The organism is Microbacterium sp. NRRL B-14842 (assembly GCF_050470785.1).
Map to the genome: position 1 here is coordinate 2,053,622 of NZ_JBFLUM010000001.1, position 22,361 is coordinate 2,075,982.

At 71.2% G+C, this 22,361-nt stretch carries 19 protein-coding genes and 1 riboswitch; of the genes, 12 read left to right on the forward strand and 7 right to left on the reverse strand.

Annotation, left to right across the window (positions count from 1 at the left end):
• Nucleotides 1-69 precede the first annotated feature (69 nt).
• Both AB1285_RS10190 and gdhA read left to right on the forward strand, forming a co-directional pair.
• A complete protein-coding gene (locus tag AB1285_RS10190) occupies nucleotides 70-2,886 on the forward strand; it encodes a phosphoenolpyruvate carboxylase (RefSeq protein ID WP_370428669.1) in 2,817 nt (938 codons plus the stop codon).
• A gap of 132 nt (nucleotides 2,887-3,018) precedes the next feature.
• Nucleotides 3,019-4,389, forward strand: coding sequence for an NADP-specific glutamate dehydrogenase (gdhA, locus tag AB1285_RS10195; RefSeq protein ID WP_259952120.1), 1,371 nt, complete (start codon nucleotides 3,019-3,021; stop codon nucleotides 4,387-4,389).
• Between the two features lie 74 nt (nucleotides 4,390-4,463).
• Here gdhA and AB1285_RS10200 read toward each other — a convergent pair whose 3' ends face one another.
• Both AB1285_RS10200 and mfd read right to left on the reverse strand, forming a co-directional pair.
• A complete protein-coding gene (locus AB1285_RS10200; protein WP_025103909.1) occupies nucleotides 4,464-5,060 on the reverse strand; it encodes a gamma carbonic anhydrase family protein in 597 nt (198 codons plus the stop codon).
• A gap of 145 nt (nucleotides 5,061-5,205) precedes the next feature.
• Nucleotides 5,206-8,772 carry a transcription-repair coupling factor gene (mfd, locus tag AB1285_RS10205; RefSeq protein ID WP_370428668.1) on the reverse strand — a complete coding sequence of 1,189 codons (3,567 nt, stop codon included), beginning with the start codon at nucleotides 8,770-8,772 and terminating at the stop codon, nucleotides 5,206-5,208.
• Between the two features lie 142 nt (nucleotides 8,773-8,914).
• On the opposite strand from mfd, the gene AB1285_RS10210 reads away from it, so the two are divergent.
• The 7 genes from AB1285_RS10210 to AB1285_RS10240 all read left to right on the forward strand — a co-directional run bounded on the left by AB1285_RS10210 (nucleotide 8,915) and on the right by AB1285_RS10240 (nucleotide 14,619).
• A complete protein-coding gene (locus AB1285_RS10210) occupies nucleotides 8,915-9,478 on the forward strand; it encodes a GNAT family N-acetyltransferase (RefSeq protein WP_187663564.1) in 564 nt (187 codons plus the stop codon).
• A gap of 48 nt (nucleotides 9,479-9,526) precedes the next feature.
• The gene (locus AB1285_RS10215; RefSeq protein WP_370428667.1) at nucleotides 9,527-10,390 is read left to right on the forward strand and encodes an Fpg/Nei family DNA glycosylase; all 864 of its coding nucleotides are present in this window, start codon (nucleotides 9,527-9,529) and stop codon (nucleotides 10,388-10,390) included.
• A gap of 66 nt (nucleotides 10,391-10,456) precedes the next feature.
• Nucleotides 10,457-10,601, forward strand: a riboswitch (FMN riboswitch).
• 66 nt (nucleotides 10,602-10,667) lie between these two features.
• A complete protein-coding gene (gene ribD, locus AB1285_RS10220; RefSeq protein ID WP_370428666.1) occupies nucleotides 10,668-11,726 on the forward strand; it encodes a bifunctional diaminohydroxyphosphoribosylaminopyrimidine deaminase/5-amino-6-(5-phosphoribosylamino)uracil reductase RibD in 1,059 nt (352 codons plus the stop codon).
• The gene (locus AB1285_RS10225; protein WP_370428665.1) at nucleotides 11,726-12,439 is read left to right on the forward strand and encodes a riboflavin synthase; all 714 of its coding nucleotides are present in this window, start codon (nucleotides 11,726-11,728) and stop codon (nucleotides 12,437-12,439) included. The genes ribD and AB1285_RS10225 overlap by 1 nt, the downstream gene beginning before the upstream one ends.
• Entirely contained in the window at nucleotides 12,436-13,704 is a 1,269-nt protein-coding gene (ribA, locus tag AB1285_RS10230) for a GTP cyclohydrolase II (protein ID WP_187663560.1), read from the forward strand. Before AB1285_RS10225 ends, ribA begins: the two co-directional genes overlap by 4 nt.
• Entirely contained in the window at nucleotides 13,701-14,174 is a 474-nt protein-coding gene (gene ribH, locus AB1285_RS10235; RefSeq protein ID WP_025103903.1) for a 6,7-dimethyl-8-ribityllumazine synthase, read from the forward strand. The genes ribA and ribH overlap by 4 nt, the downstream gene beginning before the upstream one ends.
• Before the next feature lie 85 nt (nucleotides 14,175-14,259).
• Complete coding sequence (locus AB1285_RS10240) at nucleotides 14,260-14,619, forward strand: Fe-S protein (RefSeq protein WP_366236436.1); 360 nt, start codon at nucleotides 14,260-14,262, stop codon at nucleotides 14,617-14,619.
• Between the two features lie 8 nt (nucleotides 14,620-14,627).
• Here the strand turns inward: AB1285_RS10240 and AB1285_RS10245 are convergent, their stop codons facing one another.
• Together AB1285_RS10245 and AB1285_RS10250 are read right to left on the reverse strand one after the other, a co-directional pair.
• Nucleotides 14,628-15,086: a GAF domain-containing protein gene (locus tag AB1285_RS10245; RefSeq protein ID WP_280567469.1), complete on the reverse strand. Its 459-nt coding sequence runs from the start codon at nucleotides 15,084-15,086 to the stop codon at nucleotides 14,628-14,630.
• A gap of 41 nt (nucleotides 15,087-15,127) precedes the next feature.
• Entirely contained in the window at nucleotides 15,128-15,625 is a 498-nt protein-coding gene (locus AB1285_RS10250) for a metallophosphoesterase family protein (RefSeq protein WP_259952106.1), read from the reverse strand.
• A gap of 144 nt (nucleotides 15,626-15,769) precedes the next feature.
• Here AB1285_RS10250 and AB1285_RS10255 point away from each other — a divergent pair, with 144 nt between their 5' ends.
• Nucleotides 15,770-17,230, forward strand: a complete 1,461-nt coding sequence (locus AB1285_RS10255; protein ID WP_187663556.1) for an MFS transporter — start codon at nucleotides 15,770-15,772, stop codon at nucleotides 17,228-17,230.
• Nucleotides 17,231-17,297: 67 nt separating this feature from the next.
• On the opposite strand, the gene AB1285_RS10260 is transcribed toward AB1285_RS10255, so the two are convergent.
• Complete coding sequence (locus AB1285_RS10260) at nucleotides 17,298-17,684, reverse strand: type II toxin-antitoxin system VapC family toxin (protein ID WP_370428664.1); 387 nt, start codon at nucleotides 17,682-17,684, stop codon at nucleotides 17,298-17,300.
• A complete protein-coding gene (locus AB1285_RS10265) occupies nucleotides 17,681-17,932 on the reverse strand; it encodes a FitA-like ribbon-helix-helix domain-containing protein (protein ID WP_429977465.1) in 252 nt (83 codons plus the stop codon). Before AB1285_RS10265 ends, AB1285_RS10260 begins: the two co-directional genes overlap by 4 nt.
• Before the next feature lie 128 nt (nucleotides 17,933-18,060).
• On the opposite strand from AB1285_RS10265, the gene AB1285_RS10270 reads away from it, so the two are divergent.
• Nucleotides 18,061-18,267 (forward strand): AsnC family protein, encoded by a 207-nt coding sequence (locus tag AB1285_RS10270; protein WP_187663555.1) that lies wholly within the window; start codon nucleotides 18,061-18,063, stop codon nucleotides 18,265-18,267.
• Nucleotides 18,268-18,343: 76 nt separating this feature from the next.
• Nucleotides 18,344-20,230: an ABC transporter ATP-binding protein gene (locus tag AB1285_RS10275; RefSeq protein WP_370428662.1), complete on the forward strand. Its 1,887-nt coding sequence runs from the start codon at nucleotides 18,344-18,346 to the stop codon at nucleotides 20,228-20,230.
• 237 nt (nucleotides 20,231-20,467) lie between these two features.
• On the opposite strand, the gene AB1285_RS10280 is transcribed toward AB1285_RS10275, so the two are convergent.
• Entirely contained in the window at nucleotides 20,468-22,330 is a 1,863-nt protein-coding gene (locus tag AB1285_RS10280) for a phosphoenolpyruvate carboxykinase (GTP) (protein WP_370428661.1), read from the reverse strand.
• Nucleotides 22,331-22,361 lie beyond the last annotated feature (31 nt).

Sequence of the window (22,361 nt, forward strand, 5' to 3'; positions counted from 1 at the left end):
CGTAGGCCGGGATGTCACACGGTCGTCATGCGTGCGGGACACCCCGATCCACCCGGCTACTCTCGGAGGGTGATCCCCGATTCCCCCGCTTTCTCCGAGCCGACGCCCACCGAGGCCATCCGCGTGATCGGTCGTTTCGAAGCCGGTCGCGGCATCCCCGATGCCATGCGCTCCGACGTGCGGATGCTGGGCCAGCTCCTCGGCCAGGTGCTCCGCGAAGCCGGCGGCGACGACCTCTTCGAGGACGTCGAGCGCCTGCGCCTCGCGACGATCCAGGCCTACGAGGACCACAGCTCCGACGCGTTCGACCGCGCCGCGGCGATCGCCGACTCCTTCACGATCGCCCGCGCCGACGAGGTCGCCAGGGCGTTCACCTGCTACTTCCACCTCGTGAACCTCGCCGAGGAGCACCAGCGCGTGCGCGTGCTCCGGGAGCGGGCGGGACAGCCGAGCCCTTCGACAGGCTCAGGCCCTTCGACAGGCTCAGGCACCCAGGGGGGCACGGGCCCTTCGACAGGCTCAGGGACCCAGGGGGGCTCGGGCCCTTCGACAGGCTCGGGCCCTTCGACAGGCTCAGGGACCCAGGCGACGGACACGGTCGCGGGGGCGTATGCGCGGCTGCGCGAGGAGGTCGGCGACGACGAGGCCCGCCGGCGTCTGGACGGCCTGCGCTTCCACCCGGTCTTCACGGCGCACCCGACCGAGGCCCGTCGACGCGCCGTCTCGTCGAGCATCCGCCGCCTCTCCGAGCTGCTCACCCAGCACGACGCGGCGAGCGTCGGCGGCTCCGAGGAGCACCGGGCCCGCCGCCGGATGCTCGAGGAGATCGACACCCTCTGGCGGACGGCGCCGCTGCGCGCACAGAAGCCCTCCCCGACCGACGAGGTGCGCACCGTCATGGGCGTCTTCGACGAGACGCTGTTCACCACGGTCCCGCACGTCTACCGCCGGATCGACGACGCCCTCCGCGGCGAGGAGTCCGGCGCCAGCGCTCCGGTCGTCCCCGCGTTCGTGCGTGTCGGCTCCTGGGTCGGCGGCGACCGCGACGGCAACCCGTTCGTCACCGCCGCCGTGACCCGTGAGGCTTCGCAGATCGCCTCCGACCACGTGCTCCGCGGGCTCGAGCGGGCACTCGACCGGATCGGCCGCACCCTCACGCTCGCCGCCGACGACACCCCGCCCAGCACCGAAGTCATCGCGCTCTGGGAGCGTTTCGCGGCCGCAGAGCCGGCGGTCGCCGACGAACTCGCAGCCCGCTCGCCCGACGAGCCGCACCGCCGTGTCGTCCTCGTCATGGCCCGCCGCGTGGCGGCCACCCGCCGCGGAGACGACGAGGGCTACACCGGTCCCGAAGAGCTGCTCGCGGAGCTGCGCGCCGTGCAGTCCTCCCTCGTCGCCGCCGGAGCCCGCCGCCACGCCTTCGGGGGCGTGCAGCACCTGATCTGGCAGGTCGAGACCTACGGCTTCCACCTCACGGAGCTCGAGGTGCGCCAGCACTCCCAGGTGCACGCGAAGGCTCTGGCCGAGTTGGAGGCCGGCGGGGCGATCAGCACGCAGACGGAGGAGGTGCTGGAGGTGTTCCGCGCGATCGCGGACATCCAGCGCGACCGGGGGCTTCGCGCCGCGGGCCGCTACGTCGTCTCCTTCACACAGGCGGCCTCCGACCTCGCGAACGTGCACCGCCTCGCCCGCCACGCGCTCGGCGACGACGCCCCGGTGCTCGACGTCGTGCCCCTGTTCGAGACCTTCGCCGACCTCCAGGCCGCCCCGGAGATCCTCGCCGAGGCCGTCACCTTCCCCGAGTTCCGCGAGCGGATGGCCGCAACAGGGAACCGGCTGGAGGTCATGCTCGGCTACTCCGACTCCTCCAAGGACGTCGGGCCCGTCGCCGCGAACCTGGCGCTGTACACGGCGCAGGAGAAGATCGCCCGCTGGGCGCAGGAGTCCGGCATCGAACTGACCCTCTTCCACGGCCGCGGCGGTGCGCTCGGCCGCGGCGGCGGTCCCGCGAACTCGGCGATCCTCGCGCAGCCCCCGCACTCGGTCGACGGCCGGTTCAAGCTCACCGAGCAGGGCGAGGTCATCTTCGCCCGCTACGGCGAGCCCGCGATCGCGATGCGGCACATCGACCAGGTCGCCGCGGCGACGCTGCTCGCCTCGTCCCCCACGGTCGAGGAACGCACCAGCAGCGCAGCAGCCCGCTACGCCGATGTCGCCGCAACCATGGACGCCGCCTCGCGCGAGCGGTTCTTCGCGCTCGTCAAGGCCGAGGGCTTCGCCCCGTGGTTCGCCACCGTGACCCCGATGGAGGAGATCGGCCTGCTCGCGCTCGGCTCGCGACCCGCCCGCCGCGGCCTCTCGGTCGAGTCGCTGGAGGACCTCCGGGCCATCCCCTGGGTGTTCGCGTGGACGCAGGCCCGCATCAACCTCGCGGGCTGGTTCGGGCTCGGCACCGCGCTCGAGGCCGTCGGCGACGAGGAGCTGCTGGCGGAGGCCTACCGCGAGTGGCCGCTGCTGCGCACGATGGTCGACAACGTCGCGATGAGCCTCGCCAAGACCGACGAGCGCATCGCCCGGCAGTACCTCGCCCTCGGCGACCGCGACGACCTCGCCGCCCTGGTGCTCGACGAGCTCGCGCTCACCCGCCGCTGGGTCATCCGACTCACCGGTGGCGAGGGCCTGCTGGAGAACAAGCCCGTGCTGCAGCGGGCCGTGCAGCTGCGCAGCCCGTACGTCGACGCCCTCTCGCTCCTGCAGCTGCGGGCGCTCCGCGCTCTCCGGTCGGCACCGGAGCAGCCGGAGGGCTCGGGGGCCGACGCCGAACAGCAGCGCCTGCTCCTCCTGTCCGTCAGCGGGGTCGCCGCCGGCCTGCAGAACACCGGGTGACCCGAGCCCTCCCTCCGCGTGCGCGGAGGCCCTCGTCGCCGACGCTAGAGTGAAACCTCCGCCTCACCCGGCTCTGCTTTCGCGCGCGACACGATCGCCCGCACCCCATCCCCCATCAGAAAGCCCTCCCGCGTGACCGTCACCACCCCCACCGACTTCCACCCGCTCGCCGACTCCGTGCAGCCCGTCTTCGACACGGTGCTGGCACGCAGCCCGCACGAGCCGGAGTTCCACCAGGCCGTCCACGAGGTGCTGCACTCCATCGCCCCGGTGCTGGAGCGCCACCCGGAATACGTGGACGGCGGGATCCTGGAGCGCCTGGTCGAGCCGGAGCGGCAGATCATGTTCCGCGTGCCGTGGGTCGACGATGCCGGAAAGCTGCAGGTCAACCGCGGGTACCGCATCCAGTTCTCCTCCGTGCTCGGCCCGTACAAGGGCGGCCTGCGGTTCCACCCGTCGGTCAACCTCTCGATCATCAAGTTCCTCGGCTTCGAGCAGATCTTCAAGAACGCGCTCACCGGTCAGGGCATCGGCGGCGGCAAGGGCGGCTCCGACTTCGACCCGCACGGGAAGTCCGACGCCGAGGTCATGCGGTTCTGCCAGTCGTTCATGAACGAGCTCTACCGGCACCTCGGCGAGCACACCGACGTCCCCGCGGGTGACATCGGCGTCGGCGGCCGCGAGATCGGCTACCTCTTCGGCCAGTACCGCAAGGTCACCAACCGCCACGAGTCCGGCATGTTCACGGGCAAGGGCACCGGGTGGGGCGGCGCCGAGGTGCGGACGGAGGCCACGGGCTACGGCGCGGTGTTCTTCGCGCAGGAGATGCTCGGCGTGCACGGCGACTCCCTCGAGGGCAAGCGCGTCGGCATCTCAGGCTCCGGCAACGTGGCGATCTACGCGATCCAGAAGGCCGCCCAGCTCGGCGCGACCGCGGTCACGGCGTCCGACTCCTCCGGCTATGTCGTCGACGACGCGGGCATCGACCTCGACCTGCTGCGTCAGCTCAAGGAGGTCGAGCGCGCCCGCATCGTCGAGTACGCGAACCGCCGCCCCAGCGCCCGCTTCGTGGAGAGCGGCAGCGTGTGGGACGTGCCCGTGGACATCGCGGTGCCCTCCGCCACGCAGAACGAGGTCAGCCTCGCCGATGCGGAGGCCCTCATCGCGAACGGCGTGCGTGCCGTGTCCGAGGGCGCCAACATGCCGTGCGTCCCCGAGGCCGTCGAGGCCTTCCAGAAGGCGGGCGTGCTGTTCGCCCCGGGCAAGGCAGCGAACGCGGGCGGTGTCGCGACCTCCGCGCTGGAGATGAGCCAGAACGCCTCGCGGCAGCGCTGGAGCTTCGGCGACAGTGAGAACAAGCTCCGCGAGATCATGGGCGACATCCACCGTGCCGCCTTCGAGGCCGCCGAGCGTCACGGAGTCCCCGGCGACTACGTGGCCGGCGCCAACATCGCCGGCTTCGAGCGCGTCGCTGCGGCGATGCTCGCCCAGGGCGTCATCTGACCCGGTTCGAATCGCCTGATTGGTCGTGAATCCGGCCGGAATGCGACCAATCGGACGATTCGAAGGGTGTGCGGTCAGACCTGGCGGTCGTCGGCGTGCCGCGCGAGGGAGCTGCCGTAGCGCTCCGTGAGCTGGACCATGAGGTCGGGAGTGTCCCGGTCGACGCCGAAGACGTGTCCGGGGAAGTCGAGCTCGGGCTGTGCCGCCGCGATCTCCGCGTCCCTGTCGGGTGAGAGCAGCTGCACGGGATCCCCCACCGCGACCCAGCCGATCGGCACCACCGTCCCCGACGGCAGCACGGCCCGGCGATGCACGATGGCGTTGACCCGCACCTCGCAGCGGTCCCCGACGAGCGCCCCGTTGAAGACCCGGGCCCCGGACGCGAAGAACACCTCCTCGCCCACGGTGGCCCCCGCGATGCTCGCCAGCGTGCCGACGAGGGTGTGCGCACCGATGTGCACGGCGTTGGCCGCGGTCGCCCTGATCAGCGCGTTCTCCATGACGATGACGTGCGCCCCGAGGGTGATGGGGCCGCCCTCCGCAGTGATGACGGCGCCGTGCAGCACCTGGCAGCCGGGTCCGAGCTCCACGTCGCCGGAGATGACGGCGGTGGGAGCGACGACGGCGGTGTCGTGGATGCGGGGGCGAGCCCCGAGGTGCTCGTACAACATGCGGCCAGACTAGCCCCGGGCGTCTGCGGCGTGCACGACTTCGGAGATCATCACCGACACGCCGGACCCGAGCCGCCGGCGACGGCGTGTCGTCCGCGGGCTCCGCAGTCGTGCACGGCGGAGGCGGCCGCGACCGCCGGCCGGGTCACTCGGGCTTGGCGGGCTCGGGGAAGATGGCGGTGAACAGCTGGTCGACCCAGGCGAGCAGCTCCGCGTCGGGCAGCGGCTCCACGCCCACGCCGACCGCGGCGGGCACCGTGGGCATCGGCACGACGAGAGCCTCCCCGCCGGAGACGAGCTTCGCCTTCGGATAGAGCCGCTGCAGCCGGACCTTGATCGAGTCCTCGAGGCGGGCGGGCGCGAGGCGCAGGTTCGAGCCCATGGCCACGACATCGGTGAGCCCGGCCCTGGCCGCCCGGCGCCGCAGTCGCGCGATCGACACGAGTCCGGTGACCTCGTCCGGCGGCGTGCCGTACCGGTCGACGAGCTCCTCCACCACGAGGTCGATCGCGTCGTCCTTCGCGGTCGCGGCTGAGGCGGCGGAGAGCTTCTGGTACGCCTCGAGCCGGAGGCGTTCGCTGTCGATGTAGTCCTCCGGGATGCGGGCGTCGAGCGGCAGCTCGAGTCGGAGCTCCTGCCCGGTCTCGACCTCCTCGCCCCGGAAGGTCGCGACGGCCTCGCCGATCATGCGCAGGTAGAGGTCGAAGCCGACCCCCGCGATGTGTCCGGCCTGCTCGGCGCCGAGGAGGTTGCCCGCACCGCGCAGCTCGAGGTCCTTGAGGGCGACCTGCATACCGGAGCCGAGGTCGTTGTTGACCGCGATGGTCTGCAGCCGGTCGGCCGCGGTCTCGCTCAGCGGCTTCATGTCGTCGTAGAGGAAGTACGCGTAGGCGCGCTCCCGTCCGCGACCCACGCGTCCGCGGAGCTGGTGGAGCTGGCTCAGACCGTACTTGTCGGCGCGGTCGATGATGATCGTGTTCGCGTTGGAGATGTCGAGGCCGGTCTCGATGATCGTGGTCGACACCAGGACGTCGAACTTGCGCTCCCAGAAGTCGTCGACGACCTGCTCCAGCGCGTGCTCGCCCATCTGGCCGTGCGCGACGGCGATCCGCGCCTCGGGGACCAGCTCGGCGAGCTCCGCCGCGACGCGCTGGATCGACTGCACGCGGTTGTGCACGAAGAAGACCTGGCCCTCGCGAAGGATCTCGCGGCGGATGGCGGCGGCGATCTGCTTGTCGCTGCGGGGGCCGACGAACGAGAGGATCGGGTGCCGATCCTCCGGCGGCGTGGCGAGGGTCGACATCTCGCGGATGCCGGTGACCGCCATCTCCAGGGTGCGCGGGATCGGGGTGGCGCTCATGGCGAGGATGTCGACGTTGGTCTTCATCTTCTTCAGCGCGTCCTTATGCTCGACGCCGAACCGCTGCTCCTCGTCGATGATCATGAGGCCGAGGTCCTTGAACAGCACCTGGTCCGTGAGGATGCGGTGCGTGCCGATCACCATGTCCACGGAGCCGTCGAGCAGGCCCTGCAGGGTGAGCCGCGCCTCCTTGTCGGTCTGGAACCGCGACAGCGGCCGCACCTTGACCGGGAACCCCGCGAAGCGCTCCGTGAACGTCTCGAGGTGCTGCTTCACGAGCAGGGTCGTCGGGACGAGCATGGCCACCTGCTTGCCGTCCTGGATGGCCTTGAACGCCGCCCGGACCGCGACCTCGGTCTTGCCGAAGCCGACGTCGCCCGAAAGCAGCCGGTCCATCGGGATCGGCCGCTCCATGTCGGCCTTGATCTCGTCGATGGTCTGCAGCTGGTCGTGGGTCTCCGCGAACGGGAACGCCTCCTCCAGCTCGCGCTGCCAGGGGGTGTCAGGGCCGAAGGCGTACCCCTTGGCGCTCATCCGGGCGGAGTAGAGCTTGACGAGCTCGACGGCGATGTCGCGGACCGCCTTGCGCGCCTTGCCCTTGGCCTGCGCCCAGTCGCTGCCGCCCATCTTCGACAGCGTCGGGGCCTCGCCGCCGACGTACTTCGACAGGAGGTCGAGCTGGTCGGTGGGCACGTACAGCTTGTCGCCGGGGTAGCCGCGCTTGGACGGCGCGTACTCCAGCACGAGGTAATCGCGGATCGACTTCGCGGCGTTGCGGCCGCCGGTGGAGACCTCGCGCTGGGTCATCTCGACAAACCGGCCGATGCCGTGTGTGGCGTGCACCACGAAGTCGCCCTGCTTGAGCTGCAGCGGGTCGACGACGTTCTTCCGACGGGACGCGAGCTTCTTGACGACGCGCTGGTCGCCGCCGATCGTGCGGCCGTAGAACTCGTTGTCGGTGAGGACGGCGAGCTTCGCCTCGGGCACCTGGAAGCCGGCCTCGACCCCGCCCACCGTGAGGGTCGCGACCCCCGGGTCCGGTGCGGCCGCGATGGTCTCGACGACCCGGGCCGCGATGCCGCGGTCGGAGAGCACGTCGCGGGCGCGGTCGACGAGGCCGTGACCGGTCGCGAGGACGACCACCCGCCAGCCGTCGGCGACCTTCGCCTCCACGAAGGCGATCGCGCCGTCGACGTTGCCGTGGAAGGAGGGGATGACGGTGGCCGCCTCGACGCTCTCCGCGGTCGCGTCGCCGATCCCGAAGGGGCTCAGGCGCCACCACACGCCGCCGCGGTCGCGGACGACCTCGCGCAGATCGGCGATGGTGAGGAAGTCGCCGGCGCCGAGGTCGATGGGGGCCGAGGCTCCCGAGGTCGCCGCGCTCCAGGCGGCGTCGAGGAACTCGCGGTTCGTCTCGCCGAGGGTGAGGGCGCGGGCGGTCGAGCGCTCCGGGTCGATGACGGCGGTCGCCGTGCCCTCGGGCAGGTACTCGACGAGCGACTTGAGGGGACCGGCGACCGCGGGCAGCAGCGACTCCATGCCCTCGACCGGGATGCCCTCGGCCATCTTCTCGAGCATGCCGCTGATGGCGGGGAAGCCCCCGATGAGCGCCCTGGCCCGCTCCCGCACCTCGGCGGTGAGCAGGAGCTCGCGGCTGGGCGGGAGGTCGACGCCTGGCACGTCGCCGGGCAGCGAGCGCTGGTCCGCCACCGAGAACGCGCGGATCTGATCGATCTCGTCGCCGAAGAACTCCACGCGGTACGGGTGTTCGGACGTGGGAGGGAAGACGTCGAGGATGCCGCCGCGGACGGCGAACTCGCCCCGTCGCGACACCATGTCGACGCGGGAGTAGGCCCGTTCCACGAGCTGCTCGGCGACGTGGTCGAGCTCGTTGCCGCGGCTGCCCACCGTCAGCTCCAGCGGCACGATGTCGCCGAGGTTCCCGGCGATGGGCTGGAGCGCGGCGCGCACGGAGGCGACGACCACGAGAGGGCGCTCGCCTCTCCATTCGGCGACGCGGCGCAGGGTCTGCAGTCGCAGGCCGACCGTGTCCGGGCTGGGGCTGAGGCGCTCGTGCGGCAGCGTCTCCCAGGCCGGGAAGGTGAGCACCTCGGCATCCGGGACGTAGGTCTCCAGGGCCTGCGCGACCGATTCCGCGCGGCGCCCCGTGGGCACCACGGCCAGCAGCGCCGCCGGGTGGCCGGCCGCCGCACGCTTGGCGAGCAGACCGGCGAGAACGGGCGCGTCGAGCCCGTCGACCAGGCCGAGGTCGGCGTCGGTGTGCGCCCAAGCGAGAGCGTCACGATACAGAGACGCCTCTTCCAAGGCGCGCAGAATCCCCGGAACAGTCACCGGACAAGCCTAATCGCGCCCACGGACACTGCGGTCGACTCTCCCTGTCCTACCCCTTTCCGTGCCTCCCACCCCGTTACGGACGCGCGGAAGGGGCCGGGGCGGACCGAAGGGGCCGGGTCGAGCGTCTTAGGCTGGAGGGATGCCTCCGGTCACCCTCACCACCGCACGACTCGTCCTCCACGCTCCGACGGAGGCCGACGTCGACGCGATCACCGAGGCCTGCCAGGACCCCGAGATCGGGCGGTGGACGACGGTGCCCTCCCCCTACTTCCGCCAGGACGCGGAGGACTTCGTCGCCCTCGTGGAGCAGTGGTGGGAGGACGGCTCGCAGACCGTCTGGGGTGTCTACGCCGACGACGTCCTCGTGGGCATGGTCGGCCTCCACCACATCGGGGAGCATCCGGCCGGCGGTCATGCCGAGCTCGGCTACTGGGTCGTCGCGGACGCACGCGGCCGCGGCTACCTCGTCGAGGCCGCGCGTGCCGTGCTCGACTGGGGCTTCGCGGAGCTCGGTCTCGCGCGGATCCGCTGGCAGGCCGTCGTGGGCAACGTCCCCTCCGCCCGCGCCGCCCGCGCCCTCGGCTTCCGCTTCGAGGGCACCATGCGTCAGGGCCTCACCAGCCAGCGCGGTCGGGACGACGGCTGGCTCGCGGGGCTGCTGCGCGACGATGACCGGACGCCGGTGGAGTGGCCGGTGCTCTGAGCGCACGCCACGCGTGACAGCGTCGGACCCCGGTGACAGGATGGCTGCATGCCTGAGATGCCGGAGGTCGAAGGACTCGTCGCGTTCCTCGGCGAGCGCACCACCGGACGCACCATCACCCGTGCCTCCGTGGCCGCGATCGCCGCGCTGAAGACCTACGACCCGCCGATCTCGGCGCTGGAAGGCGCGTCGATCACCGGGGCGGAGCGCCGCGGCAAGTTCGTGGTGCTGTCCTGCGGGTCCGAGCTGCACCTGGTCTTCCACCTGGCGAAGGCGGGATGGCTGCGCTGGTACGACACCCTGCCCACCACGCTCCTCAAGCCGGGCAAGTCGCCCATTGCGCTGCGGATCGCCCTCGACGACGGCAGCGGCTTCGACCTGACCGAGGCCGGGACGAAGAAGTCGCTCGCCGTGTACGTCGTCCGCGACCCCGCCGAGGTGCCGGGTATCGCCCGCCTCGGCCCCGATCCGCTCGACCCGTCCTTCACCCGCGACGCCTTCGCCGCGCTGCTCGACGACCGCCGGATGCAGATCAAGGGGCTGCTCCGCGACCAGGGCGTCATCGCGGGTATCGGCAACGCCTACTCCGACGAGATCCTGCATGCAGCCCGCATGTCGCCGTATGCCATCGCCGGCACGCTGGACGACGCCGAGATCGACCGGCTGTTCGCGGCGATGCAGGAGACCCTCGCCGAGGCCGTCGCTGCTGCCGCGGGCAAACCTCCGGCCGACCTCAAGGACGCCAAGCGCCGCGGCATGCGGGTGCACGCCCGCCGGGGCGAGGCGTGTCCGGTCTGCGGCGACGAGGTGCGCAGCGTCTTCTTCGCCGACCGCTCGCTGGAGTACTGCCCCACCTGTCAGACCGGCGGCAAGGTCCTCGCCGACCGGCGACTGTCCCGCCTGCTCAAGTGAGGGCCGGGCACGGCCCCTGCCACGGAATGAAACGGGCGCAGACGCGTTGAGTACACTCAGAGCAGCAACGTGCTCCGGGGTCGGTGGGAATCCGAACCGGCGGTGACAGTCCGCGAGCGTTCCGAGTGATCGGGATGCCGATCCGGTGGAATTCCGGAACCGACGGTGATGCGAGGGACACCTCGCTAGTCCGGAAGGGAGGCAGCACGAGGCGCACGCGCGTGCGTCCGTTCCGCCAGCCTGCAGCGACCCCGAGCCGCAGAGAGGACGACGACGGATGGCAGTGACCGCGACAGAGCGCCGTGCGATGGATCGTGCGCTCGCCCTCGCGACCCGCGGCCCGCGCGGGGTCAACCCGCAGGTGGGCGCCGTGATCCTCTCCCCCGACGGCGAGGTGCTGGCCGAAGGCTGGCATCGGGGCTCCGGCACCCCGCACGCCGAGGTCGACGCCCTCTCGAAGCTCGCGCCGGGCGCTGCACGGGGCGCGACGGCGATCGTGACGCTGGAACCCTGCAACCACACCGGTCGCACCGGCCCCTGCGCGCTCGCGCTCATCGAGGCCGGCGTGACGCGGGTCGTCTACGCGCTCGACGACCCCGGTGAGGTCTCCGGCGGCGGCGCGGAGCGGCTGCGCGCCGCGGGCGTGAGCGTGGAGTCCGGCGAGCGCGCCACCGAGGCCCGCGCCGTGATCGGCGACTGGCTCACCGCGTCGCGCCTCGGCCGTCCGCACGTGACCGTCAAGTGGGCGCAGAGCCTCGACGGCAGGGCTGCGGCGGACGACGGTTCCAGTCAGTGGATCACCGGCCCGGAGGCCCGCGCCGACGTGCACCGGCGACGCGCCCAGGCCGACGCGATCGCGGTGGGTACCGGCACCGTGCTCGCCGACGACCCCGCGCTCACCGCCCGCGCCGGCGACGAGCTCCTGACGCACCAGCCCGTCCCGGTCGTGATCGGCACCAGACCCACCCCTGCGGATGCGGCGGTGCATCGTCATCCGCACACGCCACTGTTCTTCGACACGCACGACCTGTCGGCGGTCCTCGCCGAGCTGCATGCGCGCGGCATCCAGACGCTGTTCGTGGAGGGCGGCCCGACGCTCGCCAGCGCGTTCCTCTCCGCCGGGCTCGCGGACCGCGTGCTCGCGTACGTCGCCCCCGTCCTGCTCGGCGGGAGCCGCCTGGCCGTGACCGACGTCGGTGTCCGCTCGATCGACCAGGCACGTCGCCTCGTCGTGGACGAGTGGCTGCCGTTGGGTGCAGACCTGCTCGCGATCGCGCATCCTGCGGACGCGGACGACCCGGACCGCACCGGCCCGGAGAAGGAGGGAACCCTCTGATGTTCACCGGAATCATCGAGGAGATCGGCGAGATCACCGCCATCGCGGAGTCGGGCGACGGCTGGCGCCTCACGGTGCGCGCCCCGAAGGCCGCTGCCGACGCCGTGCACGGCGAGTCGATCGCGGTCTCCGGCGTCTGCCTGACCGTCGTCGGCTCCACCGCCGAGACCTTCGACGCCGACGTCATGAAGCAGACGCTCGACGTCGCGGCCCTCGGCGCGGCGACCGTCGGCACCAGGGTCAACATCGAGAAGGCGATGCCCGTGGGGGCGCGGCTCGGCGGGCACATCGTGCAGGGCCACGTCGACGGCACCGGCACCGTGCTCGAGGTGCGCCCCGGCGCGCAGTGGAGCGTCCTGCGCATCAGCCTTCCCGACGACCTCGCGCCGCTCGTCGTCGACAAGGGCTCCATCTCCGTCGACGGCACCTCGCTGACGGTGAGCGCAGTGAGCCCTCCGACCCCTTCGACCCCTTCGACAGGCTCAGGGACCCCGGAGGGCTCAGGAACCCGGGAGGGCTCAGGGACCCAGGAGGGCTCGGGCACCGGGGGCGGGCACTGGTTCGAGGTGTCGCTCATCCCGGAGACCCTGGCGGCGACCACCCTCGGCACCCGCGCGGTCGGCGACCGCGTGAACCTCGAGACCGACATCCTCGCGCGGCACGTCGAGCGACTGCTCGCATTCCGCGCCGCACCGGAAGGGGGCTCGCGATGAGCCTGGCAACCATCCCCGAAGCCCTGGAGGCGCTGCGCGCAGGACGCCCCGTGCTCGTGGCCGACGACGAGAATCGGGAGAACGAGGGCGACGTCGTCCTCTCCGCCGAACTCGCCACACCCGAGTGGGTCGCCTGGACCGTGCGCTGGTCCTCCGGGTTCATCTGCGCGCCGATGCCCACCGACCTCGCGGACAGCCTCAACCTCCCGCCGATGGTCGCGGCCAGCGAAGACGCGCGCTCCACCGCCTACACCGTCAGCGTCGACGCCGCGGAAGGGGTGACGACCGGGATCAGCGCCAGCGACCGCGCCCGCACCCTCAACGTGCTGGCGAACCCCGACTCGACGGCGACGAGCATCATCCGCCCCGGCCATGTGCTCCCGCTCCGGGCCGTGGACGGCGGCGTGCGCGAGCGCAGCGGTCACACCGAGGCCGCGGTCGAGCTCATGAAGCTCGCCGGCCTCCGGCCCGTCGGCGCGATCGCGGAGGTCGTCGCCGAAGACGGCAGCATGATGCGGCTTCCCGGGCTCCTCGAACTCGGCGCCCGCGACGGCGTGCCGGTCATCACGATCGAGCAGCTCATCGCACACCTCAACGAGATCGACCCGGAGGGGGCGACCCCGGCCGCCCAGCGCGGTCGCCGGGTGAGCCTCCGTGCTGACGCCACCGTGCCCACCGACCACGGCACGTTCCGCTTCCTGGCCTACAAGGACCGCGTCACCGGCACCGACCACATCGCGGTCGTATCGGGCGAGCCGACCGAGACCGCCCTCGTGCGCGTGCACTCGGAGTGCCTGACCGGCGAGGCGTTCGGGTCCCAGAAGTGCGAGTGCGGCCCGCAGCTGGATGCCGCGCTGGACGCCATCGACCGCGAAGGCGGCATCGTCATCTACATGCGGGGACACGAGGGCCGGGGCATCGGTCTCATCAACAAGCTGCGCGCCTACAGCCTGCAGGAGGACGGCCTGGACACCGTCGATGCGAACCTGGCACTGGGCCTCCCGGCGGACGCCCGCGACTACGCGGCAGCGGCCGGGATCCTCACCGATCTGGGGGTCTCGAAGGTCCGTTTGCTCACCAACAACACCGACAAGGTGAACAAGCTGCGTGAGCTCGGCCTCGACGTCGTCGAGCAGGTGCCGCTGATCGTGGGCGTGGGTCCGAACAACCACCAGTACCTGGAGACCAAGCGCGACCGCATGGGCCACATCATCGGCGAAGCAGAGCTCGCCGAGGCCCTCGCGGCAGGAAAGGACGAGGAATGAGCGGCGCCGGAGCACCCAAGACGGGGAACATCGACGGGCGAGGGCTGGAGGTCGTCGTGATCGCCGGCACCTGGCACGAGGTGATCTCGAACGGCCTGATCGCCGGCGCCCAGCGGGTGCTCGACGAGGCCGGAGCGACGCATCGCCTGGTGCGGGTGCCCGGCTCGTTCGAGCTCGCCGTGGCCGCGCAGGCCGCCTTCGCGGGCGGTGCGGACGCGGTGGTCGCCCTCGGGGTCATCATCCGCGGCGGCACGCCGCACTTCGAGTACGTCTCGGCCGCGGCGACCGACGGCCTCACCCGTGTCTCCCTCGATGCCGGCAAGCCGGTCGGGTTCGGGCTGCTCACGCTCGACGACGAGAAGCAGGGACTGGACCGCGCAGGCCTGGAGGGCTCGAAGGAGGACAAGGGCGCGGAGGCCGCGGACGCGGCGCTGCGCACCGCCCTCGTGATCCGCGAGCTCCGCGGCTGATTCCCTCCGCCTCGCGCCCGATCGCGGGCGCGAGGTCAGGCGTGCCTTGGTGGCGCGGAATGCCGCGCTCTCGTACGGTGAGGGCATGGAGACCCTGCGCCACATCGTGCTCTTCGTCCACCTCATCGGCTTCGCCCTGCTCTTCGGGGCCTGGGCGGCGCAGGCGTTCGGCGGCAAGCGGGTGTTCACGCGTCTGATGACCATCGGCATGACGATCGCCGCGGTCGCCGGCCTCGCCCTCTCCGCCCCGTGGGGCCTCCCGGAGGGCGTCGAGATGAACTACGCCAAGATCGGCACGAAGCTCGTCATCCTCCTCGTGATCGGCGCCCTGCTCGGCATCGGCACGGCGCGCCAGAAGCGCGACCAGGTCGTGCCGCCCGCGATCTTCTGGCTCGTGGGCATCCTCACGGCCGTGAACGCCGCCATCGCCGCGATCTGGCGCTGACGCGCGGATCAGCGCCGGCTGCGCTCCCAGAGCGCGGATGACTGCTCCCCGGCCCCATCCGTACGGATGCGCTGGCCGTTGCGTCCCCCGCGGGCGAACGTGGCGGTGACGCCCGGCGGGACGTCGGAAGCCGCCACCGGGCTCGACGACCAGGTGCAGGCGCGCACGTGCACGAGGTCTGCCGCCACCGCGGCCGGATCGTCGTCGTAGCGCCACGGTCCCGTCAGCCGCCCGAGCCAGAAGAGTCCGTCGACGTCCCTGGTCCAGACGAGGGTTCCCGTCGGAAGCGCCGCGAAGCGCTCCAGCCGCCGCGCGGCCCGCTCTCCATGGCGGGCGTCGACGGCGGCGAGCGCCGCAGTCAGAGAGCCGGGCGTGCTGTCGAGCCGCCCACCCATGCCGCAGACGCCCTCGGCGAGCGCACGCTCGACCGCGACTCCCGGCGCGACGGCATCGTCGCGAGAGCGCATCGGTGCGCGGTAGGCGAGCGGTTCGCCGGGGCCATCGTCCGTCATGGGAGCGGCACGAGGGTCGCCTCGACATCGCGCCCGTCGACCACGACGCGCATCATCGTGTGCACGGGCTGTCGACGCCGGTCGGTCGGAGAGCCCGGGTTGAGCAGCCGCAGACCGTTCGGCGTGACGGTGTCCCAGGGGATGTGCGAGTGTCCGAAGATCAGCACGTCGACATCGGGGAAGGCGAGATCCATCCGCTTCTCCCGCCCGGTCGCGGCGCCCGTCTCGTGGATGACGGCGACGGCGGTGTCCTCCACGGTGAACCGCGCGATCTCCGGCAGCACCCGGCGGATCTCGGGGCCGTCGTTGTTGCCGTGCACACCGTGGAGCACGCGCGCGCGGGACTGGAGCAGCTCGACGGTGGGGAGATCGACCCAGTCCCCCGCGTGCACGACGACGTCGGCCTCGTCGATGGCCTGCAGCACCGCGTCCGGCAGCCGCTTCGCCCGCTTCGGGACGTGCGTATCGGCGAGGAGCAGCATCCGTGTCGTCATGATCCCCCTCCGGCCGGTCTCCCCCGACTCTACGCGCGGGCACCGACGCCCTCGACCCGGTCCGTCATCAACGTCCAGGGAACTCCCAGGAAGGCGTAGACTCGCCCGAGTCCGTCGGTATACCGGCGGAGGATCGGAGACCCCTTGAGCACCGCCACCACCCCCGCGAACCCCCGCTCGCGCGTCATCACCGCGAGCCTCGTCGGCACCACCATCGAGTTCTACGACTTCTACGTCTATGCGACGGCAGCCGTGCTCGTCTTCCCCACACTCTTCTTCCCGAGCACGAACGACACCGCGTCGCTGCTGTCGTCGTTCGCCGTCTTCGGCGCGGCCATGGTCGCCCGCCCGATCGGCGCCGTCGTCTTCGGGCACTTCGGCGACAAGTTCGGACGCAAGGCGACCCTCGTCGCGTCGCTCCTCACCATGGGCATCGCGACGTTCGTGATCGGTCTCCTGCCCACGTTCCAGCAGATCGGCTGGGTCGCCCCGCTGCTCCTGCTCATCCTCCGTCTCGCCCAGGGCTTCGCGCTGGGCGGCGAGTGGTCGGGCGCCGCGCTCGTGGCCACCGAGAACGCCCCGAAGGGCAAGCGTGCCTGGTACGGCTCGTTCCCGCAGCTCGGGGCGCCGCTCGGCTTCATCATCGCGAACGGCATCTTCCTCGCCATCAACTTCGCCCTCCCGCACCCGGAGGACTCGGCGCTGAAGTCGGAGGCCTTCCTCTCCTGGGGCTGGCGCGTGCCGTTCCTGTTCTCCGCCGTCATGGTCATCATCGGTCTGTGGGTGCGGCTCCGCCTCGTCGAGTCGGACACGTTCAAGAAGGCGGAGAAGACCGGCGCGATCCGCAAGCTCCCGCTCGCGACCGTGTTCCGGCACCACTGGAAGCAGCTCATCCTCGGCACGTTCATCATGCTGGCGACGTACGTGCTGTTCTACCTGATGACGAACTTCACGCTCACCTACGGCACGAAGGCCGCCGACCTCGAGACCGCGTCGGCCGCCGCCCGCGCTGCGGCCGAGGCGACCGGCAAGGACTTCGACCCGAGTGTGTTCGCGGCGCAATTCTACCCGGGCCTCGGCTTCGGCTACACCGACTTCGTACTCATGCAGATCATCGGCGTCGTGTTCTTCGGCATCTTCACGTTGCTGTCCGGACCGATCGCCGACGCCATCGGGCGCCGCAAGCTGCTCCTGTGGGTCACGGGACTCATCGTCGTCTTCGGTCTGTCGTTCAACCTCTTCCTGCTGCCGCAGGCCGACCCGAAGTTCACCGGGGCCCTCACCCAGGCTTTCCTCGTGTTCGGCTTCATGCTCATGGGCACGACGTTCGGGCCGATGGGGGCGCTCCTGCCGGAGCTGTTCCCGACGAACGTGCGTTACTCCGGTTCGGCGATCGCGTACAACGTGTCATCGATCCTCGGTGCGGCCGTGGCGCCGTTCATCGCGGTGGCCCTGTGGGCGGCGGTCGGCGGCGAGCCCTGGCTCGTGGGACTGTACCTGTCGTCGATGGCGGTGCTGACGTTCATCGCGCTCATCTTCACTCCCGAGACGAAGGACCACGACTACGAGGACGACCTCGGTCTCGCCTCCGCCGTCGAGCTCTAGAACCGACCGAACGGAACGGCTGCACTCCCTCGGGGGTGCAGCCGTTCTCGTCTTCCTGGTCAGACGCTCACAGCACCACGACATCGCAGTACCGGGTCGCCGTCTTCGCCAGCCGGCGATCGGCCGTGAGCAGTGGGACGTCGAGGGCCTCCGCGAGCGCGACATAACCGGCGTCGTACGCGGAGACGTCCTCGCGCAGCGACCAGATCCGCGGGATGAGCCGACGCAGCGGATGGCGGGTGATCTGCAGCGCCGCGAACGCCTCGAGGGCCTCACGAGCAGCATGCGCCGGCACCGAATTCCGCATCGTGAGGCGTCGGAGCACGGAGAGGACCTCGATGTCGAGGCCCGCGTGCGCATGGAACCCCTCGCCGTGCGTCCAGACCTCCTCGCCGAGCAGCGCCTCGATCGCGGCCGAGGCATCGAGCACGACCGCGTCGGCCGTCCTGCTCACGTCTGGTCCTCTCCCTCGCGCTCGTCCCGTTCACGATCGCGGGCGGCGAGGATGCTCTCGCGCGTCAGGGAGATACCGGCCGCGCGCGCCCGGGACCGCGACGCCTCGAGGATCTCGGCATTGCTGCGGTAGCGGACGAGGTCTTCCAACTCGCGCGCTACGTAGTCCGACAGGCTCATGCGCTCCGCCGCGGCACGCTCCTTGAGCCGGGCATGCACGTCGTCGGGCAGATTCCTCACTTGCAGCATGCGAGCCATCCTGTCAGCATCGCATGCGCCACACATGCGGACAAGGGCGCCCCTGTGGACAACGCGCACGTCAACACTTCTTGACACCGTCCCAAGCGTCAACGAACATTGACGCGAAGGAGGTCTCCATGTCTCACCCCACCACCATCGCCGCGGCCGAGGGCGGCGAACCCCTCGCCGAGCTCCACCGCCTGGCGGCGCTACGCAAGGAGCTCGCGCGCGCCGAAGAGGCCCAGGTCCGTCGCGCTCGCACGAGCGGCTACTCGTGGCAGGCGATCGCGAGCGCCCTCGGCGTCACCAAGCAGGCGGCACATCGCCGTTTCGGTCGCACCTGAGCCCATACAGCCACCCCATAGGAAATGACCGCGCCCCGAGTACGGTCGAAGTACCATCTCCAGATCGAGGTCCCCCATGTCCCGCACGGCGACAGCACGCCGACGCGGACGGGGCGCACCGGCCGACGTGCCGCGCGCCACCTTCCGCCAGCTCCTCCCCTTCCTCTTCGAGCACAAGCGCACCCTCGTCGTCGTCGCCGTCCTCAGCGTGTTCGGCGCCGCGACCTCGCTCGTGCAGCCCCTCCTCGTCGGACAGGTCATCGAGGCCGTGCAATCCGACGGCACGATCGGCGTCCTCGTGTGGCTGCTCGTCGGTTTCGTGATCGTGTCGTCGATCATCTCCGGGTTCCAGCACTATCTGCTGCAGCGCACCGGCACCGCGGTCGTCTACTCCAGCCGCCGCAAGCTCATCGCCCGCATCCTGCACCTGCCGACGTCCGAGTTCGACGCACGGCGCACCGGCGATCTCGTCTCCCGCGTCGGCACCGACACCACGCTCCTCTACGCCGTCCTCACGCAGGGGCTCGCCGACGCCGTCGGCAACGTCGTGCTCTTCGCGGGCGCGCTCATCGCGATGCTGCTCATCGACCCCGTTCTGCTCCTGCTCATCGTCCTGGTCATCGGCGTCTCCGTCGTGGTCGTCGTCGCCCTCAGCGGCCGGATCCGGACGGCGTCCACGGCCCAGCAGGAGAAGGTCGGCGAGCTGGCCTCGGGCGTGGAGCGGGCCGTCGGCTCCATCCGCACCATCCGCGCCTCCGGTGCGACCGAACGCGAGACCGCGGCGGTGACGGAGCGGGCCTCCGAGGCGTACGGCATCGGCGTGCGCATCGCGAAGATCTCCTCGCTCGTGGTGCCCGTCGCCGGCATCGCCCTTCAGCTCTCCCTGCTCGTCGTGCTCGGCGTGGGCGGCTTCCGCGTCGCGGCCGGAGCCATCTCGATCGCGGCCCTCATCTCGTTCGTGATGTTCCTCTTCCTGCTGGTGATGCCCCTCGCCTCGACGTTCGGCGCGATCACCTCCGTCAACCAGGCCCTCGGCGCGCTCGGCCGCATCCAGGAGGTGCTCGACCTGCCCACCGAGACCCAGGACGACGCGGCCACCGCCGCGGCGCTGCCCCGCGAGGAGGAACCGGCTCCGGACGCCCCCGCTCTGGAGTTCCGCGACGTGCGCTTCCGCTACCCGGAGAACGTCGTCGCCGCCCGCCGTGCCGCCGCGAGGGAGGCGCAGACCCTGCTCGCCGATGCGCACCTGGAGCAGACCGAGGCCGCACCCGACCCCCAGGACCACGAGGTGCTCCGCGGGGTGTCGTTCGCGGTCCCTCGTGGGGCACGCGTGGCGCTGGTCGGTCCGAGCGGAGCGGGGAAGAGCACGATCCTCTCCCTCATCGAGCGCTTCTACGACCCGACAGGCGGATCCATCCGGTTGAAGGGGCACGACACGCGCACCTATCCGCGGGACGAGCTCCGCGCCCACTTCGGCTACGTCGAGCAGGACGCCCCGACGCTGGCCGGCACCCTCGCCGAGAACCTGCGGCTCGCGTCACCGACGGCCACGGACGAGGACTGCGCCCGCGTGCTCCGCGCCGTGAACCTCGGCGACGTGCTCCAACGGAACCCGCTCGGCGTCGACGCTCCCGTCGGCGAGGACGGCGTGATGCTCTCCGGCGGCGAGCGGCAGCGACTCGCGATCGCCAGGGCGCTCCTCACCGACGCCCCGATCCTGCTGCTGGACGAGTCGACCTCCTCGCTCGACGGCGTGAACGAGCAGCGCATGCGCGAGGCCATCGATGCGGTCGCCACAGACCGCACGCTCGTCGTGATCGCCCATCGTCTGTCCACCGTCGTCGACAGCGACCTCATCGTCGTGCTGCAGGACGGCGTGGTCGTGGGACAGGGCACCCACGCCGAGCTCGTGGAGTCGACCCCGCTCTACCGCGACCTCGCCCGCCACCAGCTCCTCGCCTAGCTCCCTGTCCCCCCTGTACACCGCCGAGACCCCGGCTTTCTGCCGAGACCCCGCCTTCCGCACGAATGCGGGGCGGGGTCTCGACGCGAAACCGGGGTCTGGGGAGTGGGTGCCACGAAGGCGGGGCGTCGGAGACCACTCAGCCATGGGTTCGTCTCTGATGCCCCGCCTTCGCGGGTAGGGCTCGACCCGGAGGCCGAGGGTGCCGGCTCCCCCGAACCGGCACCGGTCTGGGGGCTACGCCTTCGCGAGGCGGTAGCGCAGCGACGCGAGCTCCGTGCGGAGGGCCGCGGGCACCCGGTCGCCGAAGGTGTCGTAGAACTCCTCCGTGAGGTCGGCCTCGGCCTTCCACGCCTCGGGGTCGACGGAGAAGAGCTCGTCGAGGTCTTCCGCAGGGATGTCGAGCCCGTCGAGGTTGAGGTCCTCCACGCGCGGCAGGCGTCCGATGGGGCTGTCCACCGCCGGCACGTCACCGGCCACGCGGCGGATGATCCAGTCGACGACGCGGGAGTTGTCGCCGAACCCGGGCCAGAGGAACCGGCCGTCCGCTCCGCGACGGAACCAGTTCACCTGGAAGATGCGCGGCGCGCGGTCGAAGCGCAGGCCCCGGCCGACCTTGAGCCAGTGACCGAAGTAGTCGGCCATGTTGTAGCCGCAGAACGGCAGCATCGCGAACGGGTCGCGGCGCAGCTCGCCGACCGTGCCCTCGGCCGCCGCCGTGCGCTCGGAGGAGATGTTCGAGCCGAGGAAGACGCCGTGCGTCCAGTCGGTGGCCTCGACTACGAGCGGCACGTTGCTCGCGCGGCGTCCGCCGAAGAGGATGACGTCGAGCGGCACGGCCTCCTCCCAGTCCTCGGAGATCTGCGGGCACTGAGCCGCCGACACCGTGAAGCGCGAGTTGGGGTGCGCCGCGGGACGACCGGAGTCGGGCGTCCAGTCGTTGCCCTCCCAGTCGATGAGGTTCGCGGGCGCCTCGTCGGTCAGGCCCTCCCACCACACGTCGCCGTCGGGGCGGAGCGCGACGTTGGTGAAGATCGTGTTGCCCCACAGCGTCTCGACCGCGGTGACGTTGGTCGACTCACCCGTTCCGGGCGCGACGCCGAAGAAGCCGGCCTCGGGGTTGATGGCCCACAGGCGGCCGTCCTCGCCGGGACGGATCCAGGCGATGTCGTCGCCGAGGGTCTCGACCTTCCAGCCCGGGATCGTCGGGCGGAGCATCGCGAGGTTCGTCTTGCCGCAGGCCGAAGGGAAGGCCGCAGCCACGTGGTAGGCCTTGCCCTGCGGGTCGATCACGCGGATGAGGAGCATGTGCTCGGCGAGCCAGCCCTCATCACGCGCGATCACCGAGGCGATGCGCAGCGCGAAGCACTTCTTCGCCAGGATGGCGTTGCCACCGTAGCCCGAGCCGTACGAGTAGACCTCGAGCGTCTCCGGGAAGTGCACGATGTACTTGTCGTCGTTGCAGGGCCACTCGACGTCCGGTTCGCCGGCCTCCAGCGGAGCACCGACGGAGTGCACCGTCTTGACCCACGGCGCGCCCTCGGCGATCTGGCGGGTGACCTCGTCGCCCACGCGGGTCATGATGCCGATCGATGCGACGGCGTAGGCGCTGTCGGTGATCTGCACGCCGATGTGCGACAGGGGTCCGCCGACGCGACCCATCGAGAACGGCACGACGTACATCGTGCGGCCGCGCATCGAGCCCTCGAAGATCTCGTCCATCTTCGCGTGCATCTCTTCCGGGTCGGCCCAGTTGTTGGTGGGCCCGGCGTCCTCCTCGCGCTCCGAGGCGATGAAGGTGCGGGCTTCGGTGCGGGCGACGTCGCTGGGGTGCGAGCGCGCCAGGTACGAGCCGGGGCGCCACTCGGGGTTCAGCTTGATGAGCTTGCCCTCGTCGACGAGTCCGCGCAGCAGCCAGTCGTTCTCGGCGCGCGAGCCGTCCACCCAGTGCACGGCGTCCGGCTGCGTGAGCGCGCGGATCTCTTCCACCCAGGCGGCGAGCTCGGCCATTGCGGGGGTGTCGTAGGAAGGGGCGGTGCCGAACGTGCGCGTCGGGGCGACAGGGGACGTGCGAGGGGTGAGGACTTCGGCCATGGCCATGACTGCTCCTTCGAAGTGTGGGGCGTTGCTT